Origin of the sequence: Myxococcus sp. CA023 (assembly GCF_010998615.1) — a bacterium.
Lineage (GTDB): Bacteria > Myxococcota > Myxococcia > Myxococcales > Myxococcaceae > Myxococcus.
This window is the reverse complement of sequence record NZ_JAAEAH010000012.1, coordinates 1-21,482: the sequence shown is the minus strand read 5'-3', so window position 1 is coordinate 21,482 and position 21,482 is coordinate 1. Positions and strand designations below refer to the sequence as shown.

20 protein-coding genes and 4 pseudogenes are annotated in these 21,482 nt (G+C 65.9%); 11 read left to right on the top strand and 13 right to left on the bottom strand.

What is annotated here, in order from left to right:
• Positions 1–19: 19 nt before the first annotated feature.
• The 6 genes and pseudogenes from F8M74_RS07385 to F8M74_RS07360 all read right to left on the bottom strand — a co-directional run bounded on the left by F8M74_RS07385 (position 20) and on the right by F8M74_RS07360 (position 3,243).
• The gene (locus F8M74_RS07385; protein ID WP_228559337.1) at positions 20–475 is read right to left on the bottom strand and encodes a cupin domain-containing protein; all 456 of its coding nucleotides are present in this window, start codon (positions 473–475) and stop codon (positions 20–22) included.
• A gap of 103 nt (positions 476–578) precedes the next feature.
• Positions 579–698 (bottom strand): annotated as a pseudogene (locus tag F8M74_RS38435) (organic hydroperoxide resistance protein); the annotation flags it as partial.
• Between the two features lie 146 nt (positions 699–844).
• The gene (locus F8M74_RS07375; protein WP_141252923.1) at positions 845–1,594 is read right to left on the bottom strand and encodes an SDR family oxidoreductase; all 750 of its coding nucleotides are present in this window, start codon (positions 1,592–1,594) and stop codon (positions 845–847) included.
• Positions 1,595–1,767: 173 nt separating this feature from the next.
• Positions 1,768–2,067 carry a transposase gene (locus F8M74_RS07370; RefSeq protein WP_141252922.1) on the bottom strand — a complete coding sequence of 100 codons (300 nt, stop codon included), beginning with the start codon at positions 2,065–2,067 and terminating at the stop codon, positions 1,768–1,770.
• A 26-nt stretch (positions 2,068–2,093) separates the two neighbouring features.
• Positions 2,094–2,513, bottom strand: coding sequence for an IS5 family transposase (locus F8M74_RS07365; RefSeq protein WP_141252921.1), 420 nt, complete (start codon positions 2,511–2,513; stop codon positions 2,094–2,096).
• A gap of 130 nt (positions 2,514–2,643) precedes the next feature.
• The gene (locus F8M74_RS07360; RefSeq protein WP_228559335.1) at positions 2,644–3,243 is read right to left on the bottom strand and encodes an O-methyltransferase; all 600 of its coding nucleotides are present in this window, start codon (positions 3,241–3,243) and stop codon (positions 2,644–2,646) included.
• 158 nt (positions 3,244–3,401) lie between these two features.
• Here F8M74_RS07360 and F8M74_RS07355 point away from each other — a divergent pair, with 158 nt between their 5' ends.
• Both F8M74_RS07355 and F8M74_RS07350 read left to right on the top strand, forming a co-directional pair.
• Positions 3,402–4,124: a TetR family transcriptional regulator gene (locus tag F8M74_RS07355; RefSeq protein WP_141252920.1), complete on the top strand. Its 723-nt coding sequence runs from the start codon at positions 3,402–3,404 to the stop codon at positions 4,122–4,124.
• A gap of 157 nt (positions 4,125–4,281) precedes the next feature.
• Positions 4,282–4,932, top strand: a pseudogene (locus F8M74_RS07350) (hypothetical protein); the annotation flags it as partial.
• 486 nt (positions 4,933–5,418) lie between these two features.
• Here the strand turns inward: F8M74_RS07350 and F8M74_RS07345 are convergent.
• A complete protein-coding gene (locus F8M74_RS07345) occupies positions 5,419–6,072 on the bottom strand; it encodes a pyridoxal 5'-phosphate synthase (protein ID WP_205604097.1) in 654 nt (217 codons plus the stop codon).
• Positions 6,073–7,322: 1,250 nt separating this feature from the next.
• Between F8M74_RS07345 and F8M74_RS07340 the strand changes: the two genes are divergently transcribed.
• Complete coding sequence (locus F8M74_RS07340; RefSeq protein ID WP_141252917.1) at positions 7,323–7,907, top strand: hypothetical protein; 585 nt, start codon at positions 7,323–7,325, stop codon at positions 7,905–7,907.
• 42 nt (positions 7,908–7,949) lie between these two features.
• On the opposite strand, the pseudogene F8M74_RS07335 reads toward F8M74_RS07340, so the two are convergent.
• Positions 7,950–8,321 (bottom strand): annotated as a pseudogene (locus F8M74_RS07335) (helicase); the annotation flags it as partial.
• Positions 8,322–8,477: 156 nt separating this feature from the next.
• Between F8M74_RS07335 and F8M74_RS07330 the strand changes: the two are divergent.
• The 5 genes and pseudogenes from F8M74_RS07330 to F8M74_RS07305 form a co-directional block, all read left to right on the top strand.
• On the top strand, positions 8,478–8,684 hold the full coding sequence (locus tag F8M74_RS07330; protein ID WP_228559333.1) for a hypothetical protein: 207 nt from the start codon (positions 8,478–8,480) through the stop codon (positions 8,682–8,684).
• A 1,466-nt stretch (positions 8,685–10,150) separates the two neighbouring features.
• The gene (locus tag F8M74_RS07320; protein WP_141252915.1) at positions 10,151–10,633 is read left to right on the top strand and encodes a hypothetical protein; all 483 of its coding nucleotides are present in this window, start codon (positions 10,151–10,153) and stop codon (positions 10,631–10,633) included.
• A gap of 548 nt (positions 10,634–11,181) precedes the next feature.
• Positions 11,182–11,550 carry a hypothetical protein gene (locus F8M74_RS07315; RefSeq protein WP_141252914.1) on the top strand — a complete coding sequence of 123 codons (369 nt, stop codon included), beginning with the start codon at positions 11,182–11,184 and terminating at the stop codon, positions 11,548–11,550.
• Between the two features lie 653 nt (positions 11,551–12,203).
• On the top strand, positions 12,204–13,007 hold the full coding sequence (locus tag F8M74_RS07310; RefSeq protein ID WP_162294979.1) for an RICIN domain-containing protein: 804 nt from the start codon (positions 12,204–12,206) through the stop codon (positions 13,005–13,007).
• A 625-nt stretch (positions 13,008–13,632) separates the two neighbouring features.
• Positions 13,633–13,925 (top strand): annotated as a pseudogene (locus F8M74_RS07305) (transposase); the annotation flags it as partial.
• A gap of 626 nt (positions 13,926–14,551) precedes the next feature.
• On the opposite strand, the gene F8M74_RS07300 reads toward F8M74_RS07305, so the two are convergent.
• From F8M74_RS07300 to gstA, 3 genes are all read right to left on the bottom strand, one after another.
• Complete coding sequence (locus F8M74_RS07300; protein ID WP_141252911.1) at positions 14,552–15,637, bottom strand: UvrB/UvrC motif-containing protein; 1,086 nt, start codon at positions 15,635–15,637, stop codon at positions 14,552–14,554.
• A gap of 212 nt (positions 15,638–15,849) precedes the next feature.
• Positions 15,850–16,209 (bottom strand): VOC family protein, encoded by a 360-nt coding sequence (locus F8M74_RS07295; RefSeq protein ID WP_141252910.1) that lies wholly within the window; start codon positions 16,207–16,209, stop codon positions 15,850–15,852.
• Positions 16,206–16,814 carry a glutathione transferase GstA gene (gene gstA / locus F8M74_RS07290; protein ID WP_141252909.1) on the bottom strand — a complete coding sequence of 203 codons (609 nt, stop codon included), beginning with the start codon at positions 16,812–16,814 and terminating at the stop codon, positions 16,206–16,208. Before gstA ends, F8M74_RS07295 begins: the two co-directional genes overlap by 4 nt.
• 206 nt (positions 16,815–17,020) lie before the next feature.
• Between gstA and F8M74_RS07285 the strand changes: the two genes are divergently transcribed.
• The 3 genes from F8M74_RS07285 to F8M74_RS37735 all read left to right on the top strand — a co-directional run bounded on the left by F8M74_RS07285 (position 17,021) and on the right by F8M74_RS37735 (position 19,210).
• Positions 17,021–17,881, top strand: coding sequence for a hypothetical protein (locus F8M74_RS07285; protein ID WP_216619721.1), 861 nt, complete (start codon positions 17,021–17,023; stop codon positions 17,879–17,881).
• Positions 17,882–17,989: 108 nt separating this feature from the next.
• On the top strand, positions 17,990–18,805 hold the full coding sequence (locus F8M74_RS07280; protein ID WP_141252907.1) for a TIGR02452 family protein: 816 nt from the start codon (positions 17,990–17,992) through the stop codon (positions 18,803–18,805).
• A gap of 171 nt (positions 18,806–18,976) precedes the next feature.
• Positions 18,977–19,210: a DUF1206 domain-containing protein gene (locus F8M74_RS37735; RefSeq protein ID WP_239004905.1), complete on the top strand. Its 234-nt coding sequence runs from the start codon at positions 18,977–18,979 to the stop codon at positions 19,208–19,210.
• On the opposite strand, the gene F8M74_RS07270 is transcribed toward F8M74_RS37735, so the two are convergent.
• A complete protein-coding gene (locus F8M74_RS07270) occupies positions 19,173–19,547 on the bottom strand; it encodes a hypothetical protein (RefSeq protein WP_141252906.1) in 375 nt (124 codons plus the stop codon). The two genes, F8M74_RS37735 and F8M74_RS07270, sit on opposite strands and share 38 nt — an antisense overlap.
• 254 nt (positions 19,548–19,801) lie before the next feature.
• A partial coding sequence (locus F8M74_RS07265; RefSeq protein ID WP_240462278.1) for a PAS domain-containing sensor histidine kinase occupies positions 19,802–21,482 on the bottom strand: 1,681 nt, incomplete at its 5' end.

The following is a 21,482-nucleotide window of genomic DNA, read 5'->3' as shown; positions in this document are numbered from 1 at the left end:
CGACCGACGGGCAGACTGGCTACTTCACGGGCGTCAGGATCGGCGCGCCCTGCTTCTTGATCAGGAACACGAGGAACCTTGCCGGCTTTGTCTTGCTGGCATTGCGCCCGACCGTGTGAATATCGTCAGGGCCTTCGTGGAAGGTCTCTCCCTCCCTGAGCGTGACCTCCTTGCCGCCCTTCACGCCCATCACGATGCTGCCTTCGAGCACATAGATGAAGCCGTGTGCATCATGGCGATGGATCGGGTCGGCACCGCCCGGACCATATTCCACAACGATCATCTCCACTTCCTTGCCCGGATACTCGGGCAACGGCTCCGTGAGCAGCGGCTTGACGCTGACATCGGCCGCGGCTACGGCGGGGCTTGCCCTCATCAGGCACGACATCGCCAGGGTTGCCACAATGAAAAGAACGCGTTTCATGGCATCACTCCAGACCGGGGATTTCTGAAAGTCGTCAAGATGTTGCGTCATGGGTATCTCCTGCAGGGCTAAGGGTTCGGGCTCGCGGCGCCTGCGTGGCCTCAGTCGACCACGCTTACGACGCTGTGCATCCATTCGCGTGTCATTGCCCGTGAAAGCAGGCTGCATAGCCTGCCGCAAACAGCTGCTCCGGATTGGTGTCGCTGCCCGGACCGCCCAGTGTCGCGGGCAGACGCAGATCGAGGATCAGATTGTCGTCATCGGATCTCGCGATGCCCGATGCGCGGCCATGCGCGGCCTCGCCGCCCGACACCGTGACGGTCGTCGTGTAGCGCGCGGTAAATCCCTGGCCCCGATACTTGTCGAGCAGCGTAAGTGGCGGAGGCCGCAACCTCTTGTTAGCCATCGGGTGTCTCTAGACTACTTCGCTTGTGATGGCAGCCAGTCTTCGAAGCGGATGCGGCCAAGGCGAGCCTCGCCTTCCGGCACGAGCGTGTCTTCCTTGAGTTCGGCGCCGAAATACCGCGCGGCGGGATCCGCCACAACGCGGCGCGTATCGCCAATCCCCTTGAGATAGCGTTGCGCCAGATCACTCATCCTGAAGCGTTCCGGCCCCGCGATATAGGCAATACCGTTGAGCGGCGCGGCAAGCGCGGCATCGGCCACGGCGTGCGCCACGTCGTCCGACGCGATCGGCTGGAGCAGTGCGGGGGGCAGCGCAATCGTGTCGTCCTGTCCGGCCGACTGCACGATGCCACCCAGAAACTCCAGGAACTGCGTCGAGCGAACAATCGTGTAGGGAATATCGGCCTTGCGGATCAAGTTCTCCTGCGCGATCTTGGCGCGGAAGTATCCGCTCTGTTCGAGCTTGTCGGTGCCCACGACCGACAGCGCAACATGGTGCGCCACGCCCGCTGCCTTTTCGGCCGCCGCCAGGTTGCGGCCCGATGTCTCGAAGAATTCGAGTACGGCCCGATCCTCGAACGAAGGCGAGTTCGCGACATCCACTACGACCTGCGCGCCGGACAACGCCTGCGCCAGACCCTCGCCCGTCAACGCATTGACGCCGGTTCCCGGCGAAGCGGCAACCACCTCATGGCCCTGTGCAACCAGTCGCGCCACGACCTTCTTGCCGATCAGGCCGGTACCGCCGATCACAACAATCTTCATGACGCTTCCCCAGGCTGAAGGTGGAATGAACCTACGTGCATGCTAAGTAATGCCGCGCGCCGCCACCAGACCGCCTGGGGACGCACGGTGTTTCCTGTTTTGCATCAATCGGACGCGGCAGCGCACCAAAGCCTCGCGCGCGGGCGCCCGAGAGGGCTAGGGGCTGTCCCCGATTAGCGCAGCCAAAGAAGCATGGATGCGACGTGCAGGACGGCGAGGTAGCTCGTCGCGGTCTTGTCATAGCGGGTGGCGACGGCCCGAAAGCGCTTGAGATCGTGGAAGAAGCACTCCACCCGGTAGCGCAGCCGGTACAGGGTGCGGTCTAACGGCGTCGCCCGCTTACGGCTCGGGTTTGAATGGATGACAGGGTTCATCCCGAGCTTTCGAACGTTGGCGCGGATGCGGTCGGCGTCATAGCCGGTATCCGCAATGAAAGCGGCGCCCTCGGCGTGCACCATAAGTTCTTCGGCCATTGTGGACTCGTGCTACTGGCCGGGCGTCAGCGCGACGTGGAGCGGCTTACCTCCCGTCGTAGTGACGGCGTGAACTTTCGTTGAAAAAACCCCTCGAGAACGCCCCAGAGCATTGCTTCGGAACCCCCTTTTCCGCCCGCGGCGTCCTGATGCGCCCGGACGACCGATGCGTCAGCATGGGAGCCAAGCTCATCCACATCGAGCCGCAGCGCCTTGAAGATGGCTTCCCAGCGCCCAGTCTTCGTCCAGCGATGGAACCGATTGTAGACCGTCTTCCAGTGACCGAACCGCTCGGGCAAGTCCCGCCACTGCACCCCGGTCTTCACGCGCCACACCACTGCGTTGATGAAGTCACGGCCCCCTCGCTTCGAGCGAGGGCCGCTCCTGGAGCCCAGCAGGGGCTCGATGCGGCTCCACTCGGCATCGCTCAGTTCATGTCGGCGCACAGCCCGCGTTGATCATGCCTAGCGCCAGGCAGCAACTCAGATTGAGGCCCTGCCCCAACGTGCCAGAAAGGCCGGCACGCCGGGTCGACTCTCGAACACGAGATCAGGGACAGCCCCTAGCCCCCTCGCTTCAGCCAAGCCGCATGGACAGCTCGACGTCCTCCGCGAACGGCGTCGAGAGATAGCCACTCCTCGGGTCCCGAACCCGAGCGAGGTAGTCAGGGCTGTCGTCGGCGTTGTCGGCGACAACGAGAGCCCCCGGGCGGAGCCGGCCCTCGAGCATTCGCAGGATGTCCGGGTAGAGTGCCTTCGCCCCGTCGAGCAGGAGCAGGTCGATCCGCGGGGGGAGCTCGAGCGCGAGAGTCTTCAGCGCATCTCCTTCGCGGATCTCCACCAGGTCCGCGAGGCCTCCCGCTTCGAGGTTCCTTCGAGCACGAGCCACCTTCGACGGCTCGAACTCACTCGTGATGACGCGGCCCCCACCATTGTCTCGGAGCGCGGCGGCCAGATGCAGCGTCGAGATGCCGAACGACGTCCCGAACTCGACGACCGTCCGCGCGCCCGAGCTGCGCGCCAGCATGTAGAGCAGGAGGCCCGTCTCGCGCGATACGGCCAGCGCGGCGTCCTTGAGCCGCCCGTAGAAGTCGAGGTAGTCCGTCTTGCTTCGCATCATGCGCTCCCGCTCCTCGCGCGAGAGCGCCGCCACCTCCGGGATGGCGAGAGGCGACACCGCCTCGGCCTCTTGGAATAAGCGTTCGAGCAGCGGTGCGAGTGGGCTTTGTGTCAGCGTGGTCATCGCGTTCTCCGTTCCGTGCGGCATCAAGTCGTGACGCTGGACAAAATGCGATGAATCATTCAGGTTCACAATTCGCATTGACTGGAGCGCGCGTGAGCCCTCGACGAAGTCCCCGGATCTCCACGAGAAAAGAGCCTCAACAGGCGCGCTCGAATGAGCTCGTCGAGGCGGTCCTCCGCGCGGCTATTCAGGTTCTGGCGAAGGAGGGAGCACCGCGCTTCACGATGGCACGAGTGGCCGAGAAGGCCGGCGTCAGCGTTGGGTCGCTGTACCAGTACTTCCCGAACAAAGCGGCGGTCCTCTTCCGACTCCAGACAGACGAGTGGCGACAGACGACAGCTCTCACTCGCGAGCTGCTCGAGGACACGACTCGGCCGCCGCTCGCACGGCTCCGCGCACTGGTTCACACCTTCGTCCAATCCGAGTGCGACGAGGCAGCGGTACGTGTCGCGCTGAGTGACGCCGCGCCCCTCTATCGCGATGCGCCCGAAGCACGCGCGGTGCGGGCATCGAGCAAGGCCACGTTCGAGGCCTTCATGCGCGAGGTCCTACCTGCAACTCCCAAACCGGCGCGCATGCTCGCGGGAGACCTCATCATGACGACGCTCAGTTCGGTGGGTAAGTCATTCTCGGAGAGCCCTCGAACACCCGCCGAGATCGCCACATACTCCGATGCGTTGGCCGACATGCTTTGCGCGTACCTGAAGACACTCTCGGCGGCCCCCTCGGGAAAGGACGTCGCTACCTCGACCGCGGTCGACGCGGAGCATGCACAGCCCCCTCCTCCCCGACGCCGCTCGATGAAGCGGCGGTGATGCCTCCCCGCTCCCTCTCCGAACCAACTACACACGATTCGGGATTTGACCGAGGCAAGTACAAGACCATCTCGAGCGGCGCTCACCGCACGCCCCTGATTCCTCGGAGCCCGGCTGCACCAAGAAGCTGTCACCCCGGGCTTCGTCCTCGCGGAGCGTGGCGCAGGCCCGCGCCCATGTCCACCTCCGGCCGGACCGCGACTTCGACACGGTGCTGCCCACGCTGAAGGAGCGCAGTTCTGCATTCATTCCCGTCGAACCGCACTTCCACCTTGACGTGGCGCCGCTACTGTCTCGGCTGCCGAACGAGTTCGCCATCAGCGAGCGGCAACGGAAGATTGCCGAGCTCAACGCCTTCCGGCCGCCGGTGCCAGAGGAGTGGCTCCCAGTCGCCCATCCCTCGGACGTGGAGAATCCGGAGCGCGTCCTCGAATACTACGGAGATCTGTCCGAAGGTCTCGTGGCTGTGCTTCACTCGGATGTGCCCTCCATCATGAAGGAGACGCCTGAGTCTCTGACGGACCTCGACTTCCACTTCTGGAAGACCCACTTTCCCGAGCGTTACACGCGCGACGTCCTCGACGGACACACGATACCGGCGTTAGGCGCCTATCTGGGGGACGTGCTGGTGCGGCGGTTGGGAGGGACGTGGGTGCTGCGGCAGAAGATGGAAGAGTCCCAGGTGCGGGTGGGTAAGCGCGTCTGGCTGCCGTTCCTCCGGGCCCGCCGGTACATGCAGTCCCGCCAGTCGCTGTTGGAGTATTCGCTCACTCAGTTCTTCCATGAGGCGGAGCGATACCGGCCCTGAGCTGGAGTTCATGCTCCTCGCGCGCCAGGCGGTATCGGCTGGCGTGCAGTCCAAGGCGAGGCGAGCCGTGCCAGGGGCATGACCACAAGCGCCAGTCGGCCAGTGTCTGCCGAATTGTGCTCATGCCTCCTGAGGATGTCGGTTTTTTTCGTCGTGGTGATAGCCGTACCAGTGCATCGCTCGCCCGTCATGACGCGCGTTTTGACGCAGCCTTGACGCACCCATGACGCGGCGACCGAATTTTGGATAGGCACAGCCTCCTCTGCATTGTGCGTGAACATCCACGCGCGTTCCTTGTGTTCCCAGGAGGAGCTCTTCTGCCCTGCGCCATGCCGTGCGTCCGCCCGACGGCCGCCGTCATCGGCGCGCTAACGGGGGCCGTCTGCGCGATTGCCGCAGCCTAGCTGCTGCGCGCGTGTGTATGTGTGCGCGGTTGCGGCGAGTGGAGCGCGACGCGTCGACACGTGCCAGCGCGTCGCGCTCGTGTCACGGCCAGAGCCGTTCGATGCGCCAGCCGTCAACCGTTCGCACGTAACGCAAACGCGTGTGGCGGCGTTCCTCGCTGCCTTGCCAGAATTCGACCGCATGGGGTTCGACCGCGTAGACGGCCCAGTGCGGCGCGACCAGATCCGGCTGGGCCTCGAGGCGCGCGAGCTGGGCCGTCAGCGCATCGTCGAGTTCGTGCTCGGCGTCGAGCACGTCGCTTTGCCGCGCGACAAGGCCGCCGACGCGCGAGCCGAGCGGACGCGCGAGGAAGTCGGCGGCCTGCGCGTCGGGGCCCATGTCGCGCACGGGGCCGCGGATGCGGACCTGGCGGCCGAGCAGCGGCCAGTAGAACGTCAGCGACGCATGCGGATGCGCGGCGAGCTGGCGGCCCTTCGGGCTCGTGCGCGTGATCGCGAAATGCCAGCCGTGCGCATCGACGTTCTTCAGGATCAGCACGCGGGCATCGGGATGGCCGTGCGCGTCCACGGTCGACAGCGTCATCGCGTGCGGCTCGCGCGTGCCGACGTCGATGGCTATCTGCAGCCACTCGGCAAACAGCGCGGCGGGGTCGGCGGGGGCGTGCGCAGTATCGAACGGCGGGTACGGCCCGGGCAAGGATTTGAGTCCGCGCAGCATCTGTCGCATGTCAGGCATCGGGGAGCCTCGTGAAGTCGCAGACGGCGATTCTGGCATGGCTCACGTCTGCGTGCAGCGCGCTTCGTTCCGGAGCATGGCGGGCGTGCGGCAGGGCGGCAGGCGCCGCCGCCGCGCGGCCACACCTTGCCAGTCGGCCGCAGGTCAGCGCAGGAGAGGGCGAACGCGGGCGCATCCTCGGCACGTCTTCCCTGCCCAGAAGTCTCCTTTGGGGGCACGTGGCCCGTGTGGACAAGAGCAGAGAGGCGGGGACAGAGGGTTGTGTCGGCCGAGGACGCGACCAAGACAGTCTGAGAGCGGTCTCGGAGAGTCTGCGCCGCGCGACGAAATCGTGAGTACCCAGTAAAGGCTGGTCGCGTATCGCGCTCTTGGTTAACAGGTCGCCCAATTCGTCATTTTGAATGAGGGAAATGACGTAACCCTGGAAGGTACGACATCGAAAGCCCGGGATTGTCAGAATCGGCTGTCCTTGGTGGTTAACAAAACTGTTAACCACTCTCGGCCGCTCTCTCCCCGAATCGGGCGAAAGAGCGCTCCAGAGAGCCCAATCCGCGGCGGAGAAGACGGGACACCTCGCACTGCAGGGGGAGATGCCGAGAGCGTCCTCGCCAGTACCACGAGGCAAAATCCTTTGTGATTCAGGGGCTTAAGCACGAAGGCCCCGCGATATTCATCGCGAGGCCCGTGTAAAACAAAAGGGCCCTACCGGTTGGTAGGGCCCTTCGTTCAGCGCCCCGAATGAAGCCCTGCGCGAACTCGTTCTCTGCGCTCTCTCTAGAGACTGCGACGGAAAACACGAGAAACATCATGGGGTTAGGTGAAATCGGGAAAATTCGGGGTCCGATTGAGTGGCTGCGAACTTCGCAGTCGTCCCTCCGGCCTAGTGTGAGGTGATGGTATGTGTGCTTGCCTTGCAGGAGTAGGGAAACGGGGGCTACACGAGGATGCCCGCCGTCGGCGCCGCAGCAGCCCCTCGATACCTCAGGCTTCGTTCCCTCCCCTCCACTTCTTCACACGGGCCATGTACCCGCTACGGGGGAGGGCGCTGACCACGTCTTAGACGCGCGCATGACGCAACGACGACGCGCGCATGACGCAACGACCGAATTTTGGGTAGGCACACCCCCATGACGCAGCGACCGAGGCTTGGTTAGGCACAGGTCGATTTCCTGCAACGGTGGCGTCCGGCCTGTCTCTTCCTGTCAGACGGGGGAGGGTATTCCCCCTCCGTGACTCTTCGGGAGGACGAAATGAAGGCGGCGACACGGTACCTGGTACTTCTCTCCATGTTGGTGGTGGGCTGTGGTGACTCGAACGAAGGCGAGGTGGACGGCGATGGAGACAGTTCGGGCTCCGCCCTCAAGTGCGACGCGATAGGGTGGTGTACCTCCTGGGATTCGGACAGCACTCCGGTGACGGACGCCCCGGCGCTGAAGGGAGGCTCGGTGCCGGAGGGGCTGTACCGCCTGGAGCGCGGCTCGGAGGACGCTCGTGCCCTGCTCTTCAAGGGCAAGTCCGTCCTCAAGGTAGGCGGTCTCTGGGGGAACATCCTGGGGACCTGGAAGGTGGATGGGAACCACATGGTCATCACCACGACGAGTTCCTGCTATGGGACCGACGAGGAGCCCTTCAACGAGACCTTTCGTTATGCGTTCGCCGTCAAGGGGGATACGCTGTACCTGCACGAGGATGAGTTCGAGGACATGCCCATCGAGGCTTGGCGCAAAGTGGACTCGCTTTGTGAGGAGAACGCATCGTTTAACTGCAAGGTGAGTAACTGCACCTGCAAGTACGTGGCGAACTCGTCCTTCGATACCTCGGAAAGGTGCTTCTGAGCCAGGACGTCACGGGCCTCCGGCAAAGCCGGGGCACGCGGGTCAGTCGAGAAGCTGCATCAGGTCCGCGCGGGTGATGATGGCGCCGCCTGAGGCGCCTCCCAGCGCGGACTCGAAGCGGGCGCGCTTCTTGTCCTGGGTCATGGGCATCTTCTCCTTTACCGTGCCCTGGGACACCAGCCGGTACGTCATGACCGGGCGCTGCTGTCCGATGCGGTGCGCGTGGTCCGGGGCCTGACTCTCCACGGAGGGTTCCACCACGGGTCCATCAGGAACACGTGGTCCGCCGCCGTGAATATCAACCCCGTGGCGCACGCCCTGGTGAGGTGGGCATCACCGGCGGGCCTTTGGGGCCAGGAACAACGCTGCCATGATACCGCGGTTGGACGTGCCGCTGGCCAAGCGGATGAAGCCCGATGTCCGTCTCGCGCAACTGGGAGGGGCAGGCACGATGATGACCTCGCGCGCCTCGCTCACTCGCATTGACGCAATGCTGAATGTGGCCTTGGCCCACGAGTGACGCAGCGACCGAATTTTGGGTAGGTACAGCCGGGCATGAAGGTCTGCGGCATGGCCCCGCAGCACGGCGAGCTGGGCATTGCGGGGGCCCTGCTCATCGCGCCGGGAGTCCCCTCGAAATCGGTGCTGTCGCAGCGCATTCACTCGCTCTCGACGCCACGCATGCCGCCGCTCGCCACCGCCATCGTCGACACGGAGGGCACGACACTGGTGGATGGTTGGATTACCTCCATGCCAGCGTGCCCCGCGGGGCCCTGAGCCGGGAGGGGGCTTGTGCCGGGCCTCGGGGTGGGCCCAGGCACCTCATGCGGGTTGCTGGACGGTTTCCGACGTGGCCCTGCCGTCATAACGGCCTCATGCGCGCCTCACTCACTCGCATTGACGCGCGTCCTGGTGCAGTCTCGACGCACCGATGACGCCGCGACCGAACTTGGAGTAGGCACAGCGGTAGGCCTGGAGTTGTGGGCGTGGACCGAGTCTGTGCCCCCGCGGGCCTGTCGATGCGTGCTGAGGGACGCGGTCACCCGCCCGTAGCGCTTCGTTTCGGAGCGGGGACATTCTTGCTGGGCGCAGGTGTAGGGGACGGTGGCGTGCCGCCAGCGAGGCGAAAGACCCGGTGGAGAGAGAGCAGGTATCCGGCTTTCGTCCCCTGCCCACTTAGGGTCCACACGGTGCGCCGACCGGCACTGTTGAGCACCCGTGCCAGGACGGTGCGCGCGGGCTCCTGGGTGACAGCATCCACGGTAATGGGGGTCTCCAACTGGAGTCCGGGCGTGCTCCCCAGTTCGACTCGTGTCCCGCTCTGCCGGGTGACCTCGGCGCAGAGGGCTCGGAGGACCTCTCCCAGGGAACGCTCCTGACGAGACATCGTGATGGGAGTGTCCAGGGGAGAGCCCTGCACGGGCGTGATGTGCCAGAGCCCCCCGGCACGCACCAGGCGGAAGCGTGGGGCATCCTTTCCCGCCTGTTGGGCAAGGAGCCGCGTTAGCACCTCCTCCTGAAGCTTCACGTCCGCTCGGGTCGCCTCCGTCACGGTGTAGGTCAGGTCGAGGGGGCTCGCTGCCGGACGAGCCCCCAGTGGTTCTTCGTAGGTGATGCCCCAACCCTCTCGCGTCTCCAGCCGCTTCGCGGCGGTGGCGAGCGGCTGGGGCGAGTCCTTGATGGTGAGTCGGACGTCCTCGCTCCAGGCAGCCCCCCCGGAAAGAAAGACAGTCAACAGAGTGGCGGCACGAATCCCAGATTGCCTCATTGACATGGCATGGCTCCTTTGGCGTGAAAGTACATAGCAAATGCCGTGCCGTGGGGAAGCCCGTAGAATTCCTAGCAGGCGCGGTGCCTTTCCAGTGGCAGCCGCGACAGTTTGTCGTGGGAAGGGGAGCGGGGCTTGTCAGAGCGCGCTCGCAGAGGCCTGGAAGATTTCAATGGGCGCCATTTTATGCCGGGGCTGGAGTGTGTCTTTGGTGTGGCGGGTGTGGGATTTTATTGAAATTGATTGTGTTTGTTTGGTAGGGAATTCCAGTCACTGGCAATCGGAGGGTTTGCCAATGAGGCGACTGCTGGCTGTTGCTGCCTCGATGTGTATGGTGTTGGGTTCCTCGACGGCCCTCGCTGGAGGCGTTGGGGCGGTTTCCCGGAGTGAGGTGTCCGTGAGAGAGGAGGGGCTTGCATCCCGGGCCAATGCCCTGCTTGCCCGGATTCATGAGGAGGGGCTTGTTGCCGTCACCTTGAAGGCTCAGGACCCCGTGGACGTGGGGTTGCTGCGCCTGGTGTCCCAGTTCGACGGGACCCTCGCGGGCACGGCGGAGGCCCGGGCCTTGCTGGCGCTTCGTCCTGAGGCGACCCGTCATCTATCCATCCTGGCGGGAGGTACACCCCCATCCTCGCCCGGGTCGATGTTGGAGGACATCTATACGGTGACGGTGCGTAATCTTACGTTGGCAGACTGGTTCGACATCGTCATCTTCTACAAGCGAGTTGGTTTGTCGGGGGTCGTTTATTTGGAGGCCTTCGACGTCCAGCCGAACGCCGCGCCCGTCTTCCAGATGGGGCTCTGCTCGCAGATGGAGAGCTACGTGGTGGGCTTCTTCATTGGTGATGATCTGGTGGCGCAGATCCCATCCTCGGGCAACATGACGCCAGCGTTGGCGAGCATCTACAACCCGTCGGACATCTGGCCGTGCGCGGACTCGTGGTCCATCGCCGACTGAGCTTGTCGGTAATAGTCACGGGGCAGCATCCTTGGAATGTGCTGCCTGGGTCTCGTGAAGAGCCCCTGTCTCGCACTGGATTGTTGAGACGCTGGGTTGGTTGTAGTTAGGCCGCCTGCCTCTGTATCAACGCTCGCCGGGCTTGTCTCGGCGAGCGGAAGTCGTGATTCTCCAGCAGCCAGTGCTCGTTGTGCCGGGGGGGGGGGCCACTCCAGCAGGGCCCGCCGGAGTTCCTCCGCGGTGGCGAAGGCGCGCCCAGCGCAGTAGTTGCTTGGTGACAATCGTGCGGTCGTGGTGTCAGGGGGCCAGCACTTGGCAGGCTCGACTTGGTGTCGATAGTCAGCCTCACGCATCGACAGCCAAGGCTGGCCGATAGCCGCGCGCCTCGCTCGCATTGACGCAATGCCGAAAGTGGCCTTGGCGCACCCATGACGCAGCGGCCGAATATGGGGTAGGTACAGCTGTTCTCCGAGCCGACCTGCGTTGACGCATGCCTGGGCGCGCTGAATGGAGGAGAGCTTGAAGTCCGCTTCCCCTGAGGTCTCGACATGCGCAAAGTCTCGACGCCCCTCCTGCTTCTCTCGATCTGCGCCGTCGGCATCATCATGGCCGTGGGAGCGACGTGGTGGATGGGCATGACGAGCATTCTCGTCGTCAATGCGTCGGAACGAGAGCTGCGGAGTCTGGAGGTGAAGTTCCCGGGACGCACATGCCGTTACGAAAATGTCGCCCCTCAAGCCGAGGTCCGGTGTGAGGGGCGGGCGGACGGGGATGGCTACGTCGAGGTCTCATACCGCTTCGATGAAGGGGCCGAACTCGGTGTGTTTTCGACGAAGTACGTCAATCCCACGCTGGGATGGCGGGGCTCCATGTTGCTGCGGCCCGATGGCACCATCGACGCCACCAGGGCTCGGTAGCCCCCTGCGTCAGGAAAGATGTCGCCTCAGCGTGCGCGCCTCGCTCGCTCGCATTGACGCAATGCCGAAAGTGGCGTTGACGCACTCATGACGCAACGACCGAGTTTCGGGTAGGCACAGGGGCTCGCTCAGCCTCCCAGCTGGACTTCTCCTCCAGCAAGTACTTGCACCGGCCCGCGTAGTCCGATCCCACCAACGGATTCTGCATGCGTGGGAAGTTCTCCTTGGGCTTATCGCCAAGCAGCAAGTGTGCGCTGTCCCTGTCCTGGACCTTGTCCGGATGAACGTGCAACGGATGGACGAGGCCTTCAGTATCCACCAAGCTCACCTTCGCAGCCGCCCGATTGCGTGTGCGCATGCTTCGCACACTGCTCGCATCTGCGTCCATTGCAAGACCCCTGAATGCGGTGCTATGGCTTGATTGTCATGCAAACATCGGCGGCGCATAGGGAGTCTCTATCGAGACTGCAACGCGTGCCGCCGAATGCATGAATCCACAACGCGGTATCGAGGGCGGGAACATGCTTGAACGATTGCTCGCCGTACTAGGTCCAGTGGCTCTCGTTGCGGTGCCAGCACTGGCCATCAGCTGTGCGCCCGGGGACGGGAGCGACCAAATCGCAGATGAGGTCACGGCTACCGAAGAGGGCACCGTGGAGCAGCGACTGGCCAGTCCCGTATCGCGAAAAAACAACACACCGTGTGTCTATTCCGGAGCGAATGGAACCGGCACGGAGCTCTGCTTCAACGGACTCGGATATTCAGACCGTTTGCCGTTCACCGTGTTGAGCGTACGCCCGAACAACTCGCGCATATGGGTGACCAACGAGCAGGGCGTCGGGGTCCCTGGCGCAACCTGGTACCTCGTTCCAGACCACGGGACGATCAACCTGCCGACAAACTCGGGCGCGACGCGCGTGTGGATCGGATGGCAAGGCGCCAACCATGCATTCGTCCCCGGCAACATCATCCTGGAATCCACAAATGTTCCAGGGGCGGTCCCGTACTGTCTCGATGCGCTGGGAGGGAGTCCGCACAACGGACTCCAGGTCGGCATCTATCCGTGTCATCCATTTGGTGCCGCGAAGTGGCAGATCACTAGCATGCCCTTGGGCGGTGGCGGCGGCTATAAAATCAGCCTGTCTGAATTCTGGAATTACTGCTTGGACTTTTCCTCGCCGCCAGCGAATGCGGGCGCAAAGATCCAGACGTGGGATTGCTATTCCCCCACGCCTCCACAGCAGAAGTGGTTTCGCTCGAACGTCTCAAGCGGGAATGGGCCCCAAGCAGAGCTCCTGTTCACGCGCACGGCGCAGGGAGCCGACTTCTTCCTCGACGTCATGAACGGCACGATCCAGGCATGGCAGCCGGTCTGGGGCTGGCCGTTCAATGGTGGGCATGCGCAGCGCTGGGTGGTCTGGGATGCCAGCCGCAACCACCCGCCGCTCATCAAATAAGTCGGACCACGAGTGGCGGTGTCCCACTCCGCGGCCACCACCGTCGAGCGCCGTCCCGCCCGCCGTTCGCTGGCCGGCAGTCCCTTCAAGCAGACACCAACCGGTGAACGGTTACCTGGCGGGATGTGGGGGCCGCGGGCGAAGATGGAGGAGGCCCAGATGCGCGTTGGGAAGCGCGCTTGGCTGCCCTTCCTTCGTACGCGCCGATATGCATTCCCGCCAGTCGCTCTCGGAATGCTCGCTCACCCAGTTCTTCAATGAGGCGGAGCGGTACCGGCTCTGATTTGGAGCTGGAACTCTTCGTGCGCCAGACCGTGTCGGCTGGCGCGCAGCCCAACGTGAGGAAGCGCCACTCTGTGGGAGGGGCCACAGGCGTCAAGCAGTCCGCGTCGGCCGAGGTGTATCCAATCATCTTGGGTATGGCTGTGTCGGCGCCTCGCTCACTCGCCTTGACGCACTCTCCAGGGGGGCCTTGATGCGCTCATGATGCAGCGACTTGGGGCAGGCACAGGCGTCCAAACAGAGCTACATCGAGATGTGAAGTCATTGGGCACGGACGCCACCGAACATGCGCGAGGTGGAACGCCTGCTGGCGGAGGCCTCGGAGGTGTGCCCGAAGACGGTGGCCGGTATGGCCAGGCAAATCCTCAAGCTCAAGGACGCCCTCTGGACGTTTGTCTATACCGAGGGGGCGAGCCCACCAACAACGTCGCGGAGAGGGACTTGCGCCATGCGGTCATCTTGCGAAAGCCGAGCTTCGGCACCCAGAGCGAGGACGGCAGCCGCTTCGTCGAGCGCATCCTCACCGCCGTGATGAGCCTCAGAAAGCAGCAACGCAACGTGCTCGACTATCTCAAGGCTGCCCTCGAAGCTCATCTCCACGGCACTCCCGCGCCCTCGCTGCTGTCCGGCACGTAACCTCAGTTCACGCTCCAGGTTACATACCCCGTGAACGCTTACGCCGCGTCTGCCTAATCCCTCAAGGGGAACCACACGAAGTGCGGGAGTGTCACGGAGCTCGGGCAAGCTCACATCCCACTCATGTCGATCAGCGGACTTGCCACCGCACCCGCATACGCTCGCCCAATTCCGCAATTACTTCTAGGGGCTGTCCCCGTCGAGAAGTGCCGCCGAGACAGTCTCAGAGCCGCCTCGGAGAGTCTGCGCCGTGCGACGAAATCACGAGTACCCAGTAAAGGCTGGGCGCGTTTCGCTCTCTCGGTTAACAACAACGAGGAGCCCAATTGGCGTCAAAAGGCTCCGAGCCGTCCTGGAGACAGGGAAGCGAAGCAACCCTGGAAGGTGCGACATCGAAAGCCCTGGATTATCAGAATCGGTGGCCCGAAGTGGTTAACAAAACTGTTAACCACTCTCGGCCTCTCTCTCCCCGAATCGGGCGAAAGAGCGCTCCAGAGAGCCCAATCCGCGGCGGAGAAGACGGGACACCTCGCACTGCAGGGGGAGATGCCGAGAGCGTCCTCGCCAGTACCACGAGGCAAAATCCTTTGTGATTCAGGGGCTTAAGCACGAAGGCCCCGCGATATTCATCGCGAGGCCCGTGTAAAACAAAAGGGCCCTACCGGTTGGTAGGGCCCTTCGTTCAGCGCCTCGGGGTGCATGCGGAACCAGCGGGCGATGAGCATCACCTCCTGCGCTTCGTGTGCACGGAAGCCCAGCGTCTCCGGCTCGGGCCGCTCGAGGATTTCACGGGCCTTCGCCTCCAGCGTCTGCTGCTGCTCGAGCGTGACGGGCGCGGGCAGCTCCGCGCGCACGCTGCCCCGGCGCACCACGTAGACGCGGTCATCGCCGCCATGGCCGGGCACCGTGTAGACGAAAGAGAGGCGCTTGAGCATCCGGCTCAGCTCCACCACCCAGCCGCGCATCAGCTCCAGCCGCTCCGCCCTGTCCCGCAGCTCCGCGGCGTATTCGAACTGGAGCCGGCGGGCCGCCAGCGCCATGCGCTCACGCAGCAGCGTCAGCGGCGTGTCGGACGTCCCTTCGAGGAAGGCGCGGGCCTGGGCGACGCGCGCGTCGTACTCCGCGCGAGTACAGCCGCCGGCGCAGGGCGCCAGGCAGCGCGAGAGCTGCCCGCGCATGCACAACGGCACCTGCTTCAGCGGGAAGAGCTGGCCCTGGTCCGCCAGTCGCATGGGCGTGTCCGCCGCGCAGTCGCGCAGCTCCAGCAAGTCACTCACCGCGCGCACCACGTCGGACGTGGCGCTCCGTCCGTGGAAGGGCCCGTAGTAGTCGCCGCTCTCGCTGCTGGCGCGGCTCACCACGCGCAGCCGGGGGACGGGCTCGCGCGTCAGGTGGATGAAGCAGTGGCCCCGGTCCCGCTTGTGCTCCACGTTGTAGAGGGGGCGCTGTGACTTGATGAGGCGGAACTCGTGCAACAGCGCGGCGAACTCGCTGGGCGTGTACTCCCAGACGATGCGGTGCGCGTGGGCGATGATTTCCGCCGCCTTCTCGTGCGCTTCCGCGCGGAAGTACGACAAGAGCCGCGTGCGCACCCTCACGGACTTGCCCACGTAGAGCACTTCGTCCGAAGGCCCCAGCATTCGGTAGATGCCTGGGCGATTCTCGGCGTGCTCGCGCACGTGGGCGAAGAGGGCGGCGACGCGGGATTCCATGAGACGGGAGCGGAGGCCCGCACCGTAACTGGCGAGGGCCGTCGCTGCCATGCCCCGGACCTGTCCGGCTCCCCTGTGAGCCGAAGCCGCTCGGGGAGGTGCCTGCCGGACGTCGCCTCTGGAGGGAAAGCGGTTCGACGAGCGGTGGCGCTGGGTCGCAGGGCGGCGGCCTCGGGTGAAGGCCGCGCGCCCTGGCCCGCGGTGAAGCGCGGCTACGCCGGCTCGATGAAGTTCAGCCGGTAGCCGTCCGGGTCGGTGACGATGAGCTCCCGGGTGTACCAGGGCTGAACCGTGGGGCCGTCCACGGCGGCGCCCTGGGCCTGGGCCCGCAGGAGCACCTCGTCCAGGCTGTGGGGCGCCTCGGCGCGGAGGCCGACGAGCACCCCCGTGCCGCGCCGGCCTTCCAGCTTCAGCTGCGGCGGCGGGGTGACCAGGTACACGTCCAGGGCCTCCGCCCACCGGAGGTGGACGAAGGGGGGCTCGGCGCTCACGCGCGTGAAGCCCAGCGCCTCATAGAAGGCCACCGAGCGCTCGCTGTCCGTGACGAGCAGCTTGACGAAGGCCGCCGTCACTTCGCGAGGCCTTCCGCCTTCAGGGCCTCCTGGACGGAGGGCCGGTCCGCCACGCGGGCGTGATATGCGCGCAGCGCGGGGAAGGGCTCCAGGTCCACCTTGGTGTGCCCGGCCCAGTTGAGCGTCGTGAAGAGGTACGCGTCCGCCACGGTGAACTGGTCGCCCAGCAGGAACGCCTGCTTCGCCACCACCGCCTCCAGCACGCCCAGGCGCTGCGCGAGCCGCTCACGCGCCAAGCGCTTGCCTTCATCCGGGAACGCCGGGTTGAACAGGGGGCTGAAGCCCTTGTGAATCTCGGTGGAGATGAAGTTGAGCATCTCCTGGAGGCGGTAGCGCTCCAGCGTGCCGTTGGCCGGGGCCAGCTTCTTGTCGGGGACCTGGTCGGCGAGGAACTGGACGATGGCGGGGCCCTCGGTCAGCAGGCTGCCGTCATCCAACTGGAGCGCCGGGACATAGCCCTTGGGGTTGATGGCGTGGAAGTCCTCGCCCGCCGCCGTCTTCTTGGCGCGGATGTCCACCTTCTCGGTGGTGAAGGAGAAGCCGCCCTCACGCAGGATGATGTGGGGCGACAGCGAACAGGCGCCAGGGGAGTAGAAGAGTTTCATGGCGCGGATTCCTGCACGACTCCGGCGTCGTTCGCCATGAATTCGGATGCAGGTCGGGCTGCCCCCTGGGTCGGCCCAGCCCAGGTGACCCGCAGGCACTGCGAGTGATAGGGATTCGTGACGGTCGGCACCGGTCCGGGGAGCCCACCGACCGCGTCCCCTCAGCACATGCCCGGCCCCGCGGGCCTGTCCGGATACCTGAACCTATGCGTCTCAAGCAGTCTTTCCTGCTCCCCCTCGCGGTCCTGTCCCTGGGCGTGCTGCCGGCGTGCTCGGACGATGGTGACGACAACCCTCCTGGCAATGACGCCGGCACCGATGCGGGCACCCACGCGGGAACGGATTCCGGCACGGACGCGGGCGACGACAATCCGGGGCCCAGCACCGAGCCCGGCACCTGTCCTTCCAACGCGCTGCTCTGCGAGTTGTTCGACAGCGGCAACGACACCAACGGATGGACGGCCAGCGCGGAGAACGCCTCCGTCCAGGTGGACAGCACGCGGACGCGCAACGGCCCGGGCGCGCTGCACGTCCTCACCGAGGATGGACACGACGAGCGGCAGCGGGCTGGCAAGGCCATCGCGCAGTGGCAAAAGAGCATCCCGGCTTTCGAGACCCGGCTCTTCGTGCGCGCGCACGTCTACATGCGCTCGCTGCCAGGGGTGTTCGGGCAGATGGGCACCTTCTTCGTGCTGTCCAACTTCGGCGCGGACTTTGGTGGCTTCGAGCTCCAGGTCATGCAGGACAGCGGCTTCGCGCTGGATGACTGGTCCTTCCGCGAAGGGCAGGGATGGAACCGCCAGCCCGAGCCCGTCCGGCTGGGCATGTCGGCGGGGCGTTGGGTGTGCCTGGAGTGGGAGGTCCGCCGCGACAGCACGTCGAGCACGCACGGCAACACCCGCGTCTACGTGGACGGCACGCTGGCGCACGACTTCACCAACATCGGCATGCGCGCCTTCAACAACTTCTCCGTGGGCTACGGCTTCGTCCACCCGCTGGGGGCGTCCGGCTCCGAGACGTGGATTGATAACGTCGTGGTGAGCACGCAGCGCGTCGGCTGCGACTGAGCCACGTCGGAGCACGGTTCCTGTCAGGTTGCCCGAGGTTTGTTCGTGTTTTCGTGACACTAAGGCTCGCGCACCTTCGCGTGAGCGCGGACAGACAGGACGCAGCACATGTCGTTGAAGGGCATTGGACAGGAGACGGTGGACATCATCGAGCGGGGCCAGTACCTGGCTCCCTCGGGGCAGTGTGTCCAACTGGGCGAGGCCGTGGAGCGCGCGGTCTCCGGCACGGAGCTGTACCGGCCGGGTGACTTCTCGTGCCTGTCATTCCCCACGGCGGCGAACCCGTCGGCGCCTCGAATCGAAGTCACCGCCGAGAAGACGGGCGCCGCCGCGCGCCGGCTGGTTGAGGCGGGCGCGTCCCATGTGGCCGCGCTCAACTTCGCGTCGGCGAAGAATCCCGGGGGTGGTTTCCTGGGCGGCGCGAAGGCGCAGGAGGAGGACCTGGCACGCTGCTCGGCGCTGTACACGTGCTTGCTCACGCAGCGCGAGTACTACGACGTCAACCGCGCGGAGCCGTCGCCGCTCTACACGGACCATCTCATCTATTCGCCGGACGTGCCGTTCTTCCGGGATGAGGGCCTGACGTTGCTGGAGCAGCCCTTCCAGGTGTCCATCCTCACGGCGCCCGCGCCCAACGCGGGTGTGGCGCAGTCACGCGACCGGGGCATGGGGGGACGTATCCGCAAGGTGCTGGATGCGCGGGCCCTGAAGGTGCTCCGCGTCGCCGCGCACCATGGGCACCGCACCTTGGTGCTCGGCGCCTGGGGATGCGGCGTGTTCCGCAACAACCCCGTGGAAGTCGCGGAGGCCTTCGCGCTGGGGTTGGCCTCGCTCCCGGGCGCCTTTGACCAGGTCGTCTTCGCCGTCTACGAGCGCGGTGGGGATGGACCCAATCTGGGCGCGTTCCAGGCGCGCTTCGGCTGAGCTGTCCTCGCGGACGTGGCAGGAGCGCTGGAAAGCAACGAGGACACATGGCGACGGGGACATTGCGCCGGCCCGACCTCCAGCGAGTGGCTCGGGCGGGGCAGGACGCGAGCCGGAGCGGCGTGGAGTGGGCGGCCCGCGTGGGCTACGCCGCGCGCGGCGGTCTCCGCGGTGATTGGGGTGCTGGCGTTGATGCTGGCCGCGGGCGAGGGGGGCCAGGCGACGGACACCCATGGCGCGGTGGTGGAGGTGGCGCGCCAGCCCTTCGGCTCGGTGTTGCTGGAGATGCTGGGGGGACTGGTGGCCTATGTCGTCTATCAGCTCTGCGCGGCGCGCTACCGGCGCATCCCCACGCCGTGGTGCGGCCCTACACGCGGCGCTGCAGGTGTGACACCGCCGAGGTGAGCAGGGCCTCGGGAGCCACCTGGCCCTGCGCGCCGACCAGCGCGGGGTAGACGTCGATGGGCGCCGCGCAGCCCACCACGAAGTCCGCGGCTTCGCGCAGCTTCGCCAGCGCGAAGTCCGTGCAGTGGATGGTGATGACGGGCAGGAGGCCGGGCTCGCTGAGCCACCTCACGCCGTCCGACAAGTCGTGGGCGCTCACGAAGCGTTGCACCCTGTCGCGCAGCTTGCGGCTCTCCTCCAACGCCGCCGCGAGCCCGCTGCGCCGGTCCCGCTGTGGCGCCGGGACGTAGGGCTCCGAGTCGTCCTCGCGCGGCATGATGATGCTCTCAATCCACATCGGAGCGCCTCCTGACGGAACGACCGGCGCGGCCATGACGAGCAACGAACCCTCGCCCGCTTGGACGCCGAACCGGGACGGCATGATGCACATGTTCGGCGAACCCCGATTCACTGATGGCGCCAAGTCCTTCCCGAAAGGCGTCAGTGTGTAAGAAATCGGAGGAAGGGCCGGGTGTCACCCCGTGGGCTGCGCCCCGCATGTGTCCATGAGTGGATGTTGTACCCGCCCCGCGGAACGGGGTGGCACCTGCCCTACCGTGGCAAATCCACTACGAAGGCGGCGCCGCCTCCGGGCGTTTCTTCCACGTGGACGCGTCCGCCGTGCGCGTCGATGATTTGCCGGACGATGTGGAGCCCCAGCCCCAGGCCGCCGCGCCGCTGGGCGTTGTCGCCCTGGGTGAAGCGCTCGAAGACGCGATCCCGGTCCGCGGCGGGAATGCCCGGCCCGCTGTCCTGCACCACCAGCCGGGTCCTGTCGGGTGCGTGCGTCAGCGACACCTTCACCGGCTTGCCCGTGCCGTAGCGGAAGGCGTTGGTGAGCAGGTTGCTCACCACCTGCTCCATGCGCAGCCGGTCGAAGCGGCACAGGGCCGGCGCGTCCACGTGCGAGTCCAGGCGCACGCCCGCCAGGCGGGCCTCTTCGGCGAAGCGGGAGACGACGTCCGACACCACGCCTGCCAGGTCTCCGTCGGCGAACTGGAAGTCCAGCTTCCCCGTCTGGATGCGGCTGACGTCCAGCAGGTTGTCCACCAGCGCGCCCAGCCTGCGCAACTGGCGCTCCGTGTTGTCCAGCTTCCCGGCGACCTTGTCCGAGCCGAGCGTCGCGCCAGGTGTGGAGGCGCCCAGGCGCCGCAGCAACTGCAACTGGAGGCGCAGGGACGTCAGCGGCGTGCGCAGTTCGTGGCTGGCCATGGAGAGGAAGTCGTCCCGCGTGCGCACCGCCTGTTGCAGCGCGGCCTCCGTCTCCTTCAGCGCGGTGATGTCCAGGATGGCCCCGCGCACCACCGCGACGTTGCCCGTGGCATCGCGAATCACCGACGCCCGGCTGGTGAGCCAGTGCCAGCTTCCGTCCGGCCAGCGGGTGCGGAAGGTGGACGTGTAGGCGTCCACGTGCCGGGTGAAGAGCGCGGCGACCTGGGCCTCCACCTCCGCGCGGTCCTCCGGGTGGATGGAGGCGAGGAACTTCTCGTGCGTCCACTCCGCCTGTGGCTGTGCGTAGCCGTAGAGCCGGTCATGCGCCTCGGAGCGGAACACCTGGCCGGTGACGAGGTTCGTCTCCCAGACGGCCATCTGCGCGGAGTCGAGCGCCACCTGGAAGCGCTCGCCCAACTGGCGGAAGCGCTCCTCGGTGCGCGCCACTTCGTTCTCCGCGTGCTGGCGCTGGGTGATGTCCGTGGCCAGCACCCACGTCTCGTCACCCACCACGCGGACCGTCACCTCCAGCCAGGTCCGCGACGGCAGCTCCGCCAGGAAGCGGCCGCCCTCGCGCGTGGTCAGCGCCGTCATCAGCCGTTCGTGCAGCACCGTGCCCGAAAGCTCGGGCTGCGCAAGCCAGGGCTCCTGGCCGCGCACCTGCTCAGCCGACACACCCAGCAGGGCGGCGGCGTGCGTGTTCAACTCGCGGACGCGGCCGTGGGCGTCGAGCGTGAAGAAGGCCTCGCCCATCATCTCCTGCAGCACACACAACCGGGCCTCGGTGGACAGGCTGACTTCGTCGGCGGCGTGAGCAGGCAGCTCGGTGGTGGTGACTGCGGGGGGCGGCTCCGAGGGACGACCGGGCTCGGAAGACGGAGCGAGTCTCATGGGGGCCGGGAAGGTCTCCCGGCCATCCGGAGGCGTCAAGCCGTCGGGCGTGGCGCTCGCGGGGTCTCCTGGTGTGTCAGGAGGCTCATGGCGCCGGTCCCTGCGCCCCCGTTTCCGGCCCCCCCCAGGC

Excerpts from the sequence above, each read along its gene's own strand:
- F8M74_RS07280 (WP_141252907.1), top strand. The coding sequence starts at position 17,990 with ATGTCGTTGAAGGGCATTGGACAGGAGACGGTGGACATCATCGAGCGG.
- F8M74_RS07330 (WP_228559333.1), top strand. The coding sequence starts at position 8,478 with ATGGCCCCGCAGCACGGCGAGCTGGGCATTGCGGGGGCCCTGCTCATC.
- F8M74_RS07385 (WP_228559337.1), bottom strand. The coding sequence starts at position 475 with ATGACGCAACATCTTGACGACTTTCAGAAATCCCCGGTCTGGAGTGAT.
- F8M74_RS07340 (WP_141252917.1), top strand. The coding sequence starts at position 7,323 with ATGAAGGCGGCGACACGGTACCTGGTACTTCTCTCCATGTTGGTGGTG.
- F8M74_RS07300 (WP_141252911.1), bottom strand. The coding sequence starts at position 15,637 with ATGGAATCCCGCGTCGCCGCCCTCTTCGCCCACGTGCGCGAGCACGCC.
- F8M74_RS07345 (WP_205604097.1), bottom strand. The coding sequence starts at position 6,072 with ATGCCTGACATGCGACAGATGCTGCGCGGACTCAAATCCTTGCCCGGG.
- F8M74_RS07285 (WP_216619721.1), top strand. The coding sequence starts at position 17,021 with ATGCGTCTCAAGCAGTCTTTCCTGCTCCCCCTCGCGGTCCTGTCCCTG.
- F8M74_RS07315 (WP_141252914.1), top strand. The coding sequence starts at position 11,182 with ATGCGCAAAGTCTCGACGCCCCTCCTGCTTCTCTCGATCTGCGCCGTC.
- F8M74_RS07370 (WP_141252922.1), bottom strand. The coding sequence starts at position 2,067 with ATGGCCGAAGAACTTATGGTGCACGCCGAGGGCGCCGCTTTCATTGCG.
- F8M74_RS07375 (WP_141252923.1), bottom strand. The coding sequence starts at position 1,594 with ATGAAGATTGTTGTGATCGGCGGTACCGGCCTGATCGGCAAGAAGGTC.
- F8M74_RS07270 (WP_141252906.1), bottom strand. The coding sequence starts at position 19,547 with ATGTGGATTGAGAGCATCATCATGCCGCGCGAGGACGACTCGGAGCCC.
- gstA (WP_141252909.1), bottom strand. The coding sequence starts at position 16,814 with ATGAAACTCTTCTACTCCCCTGGCGCCTGTTCGCTGTCGCCCCACATC.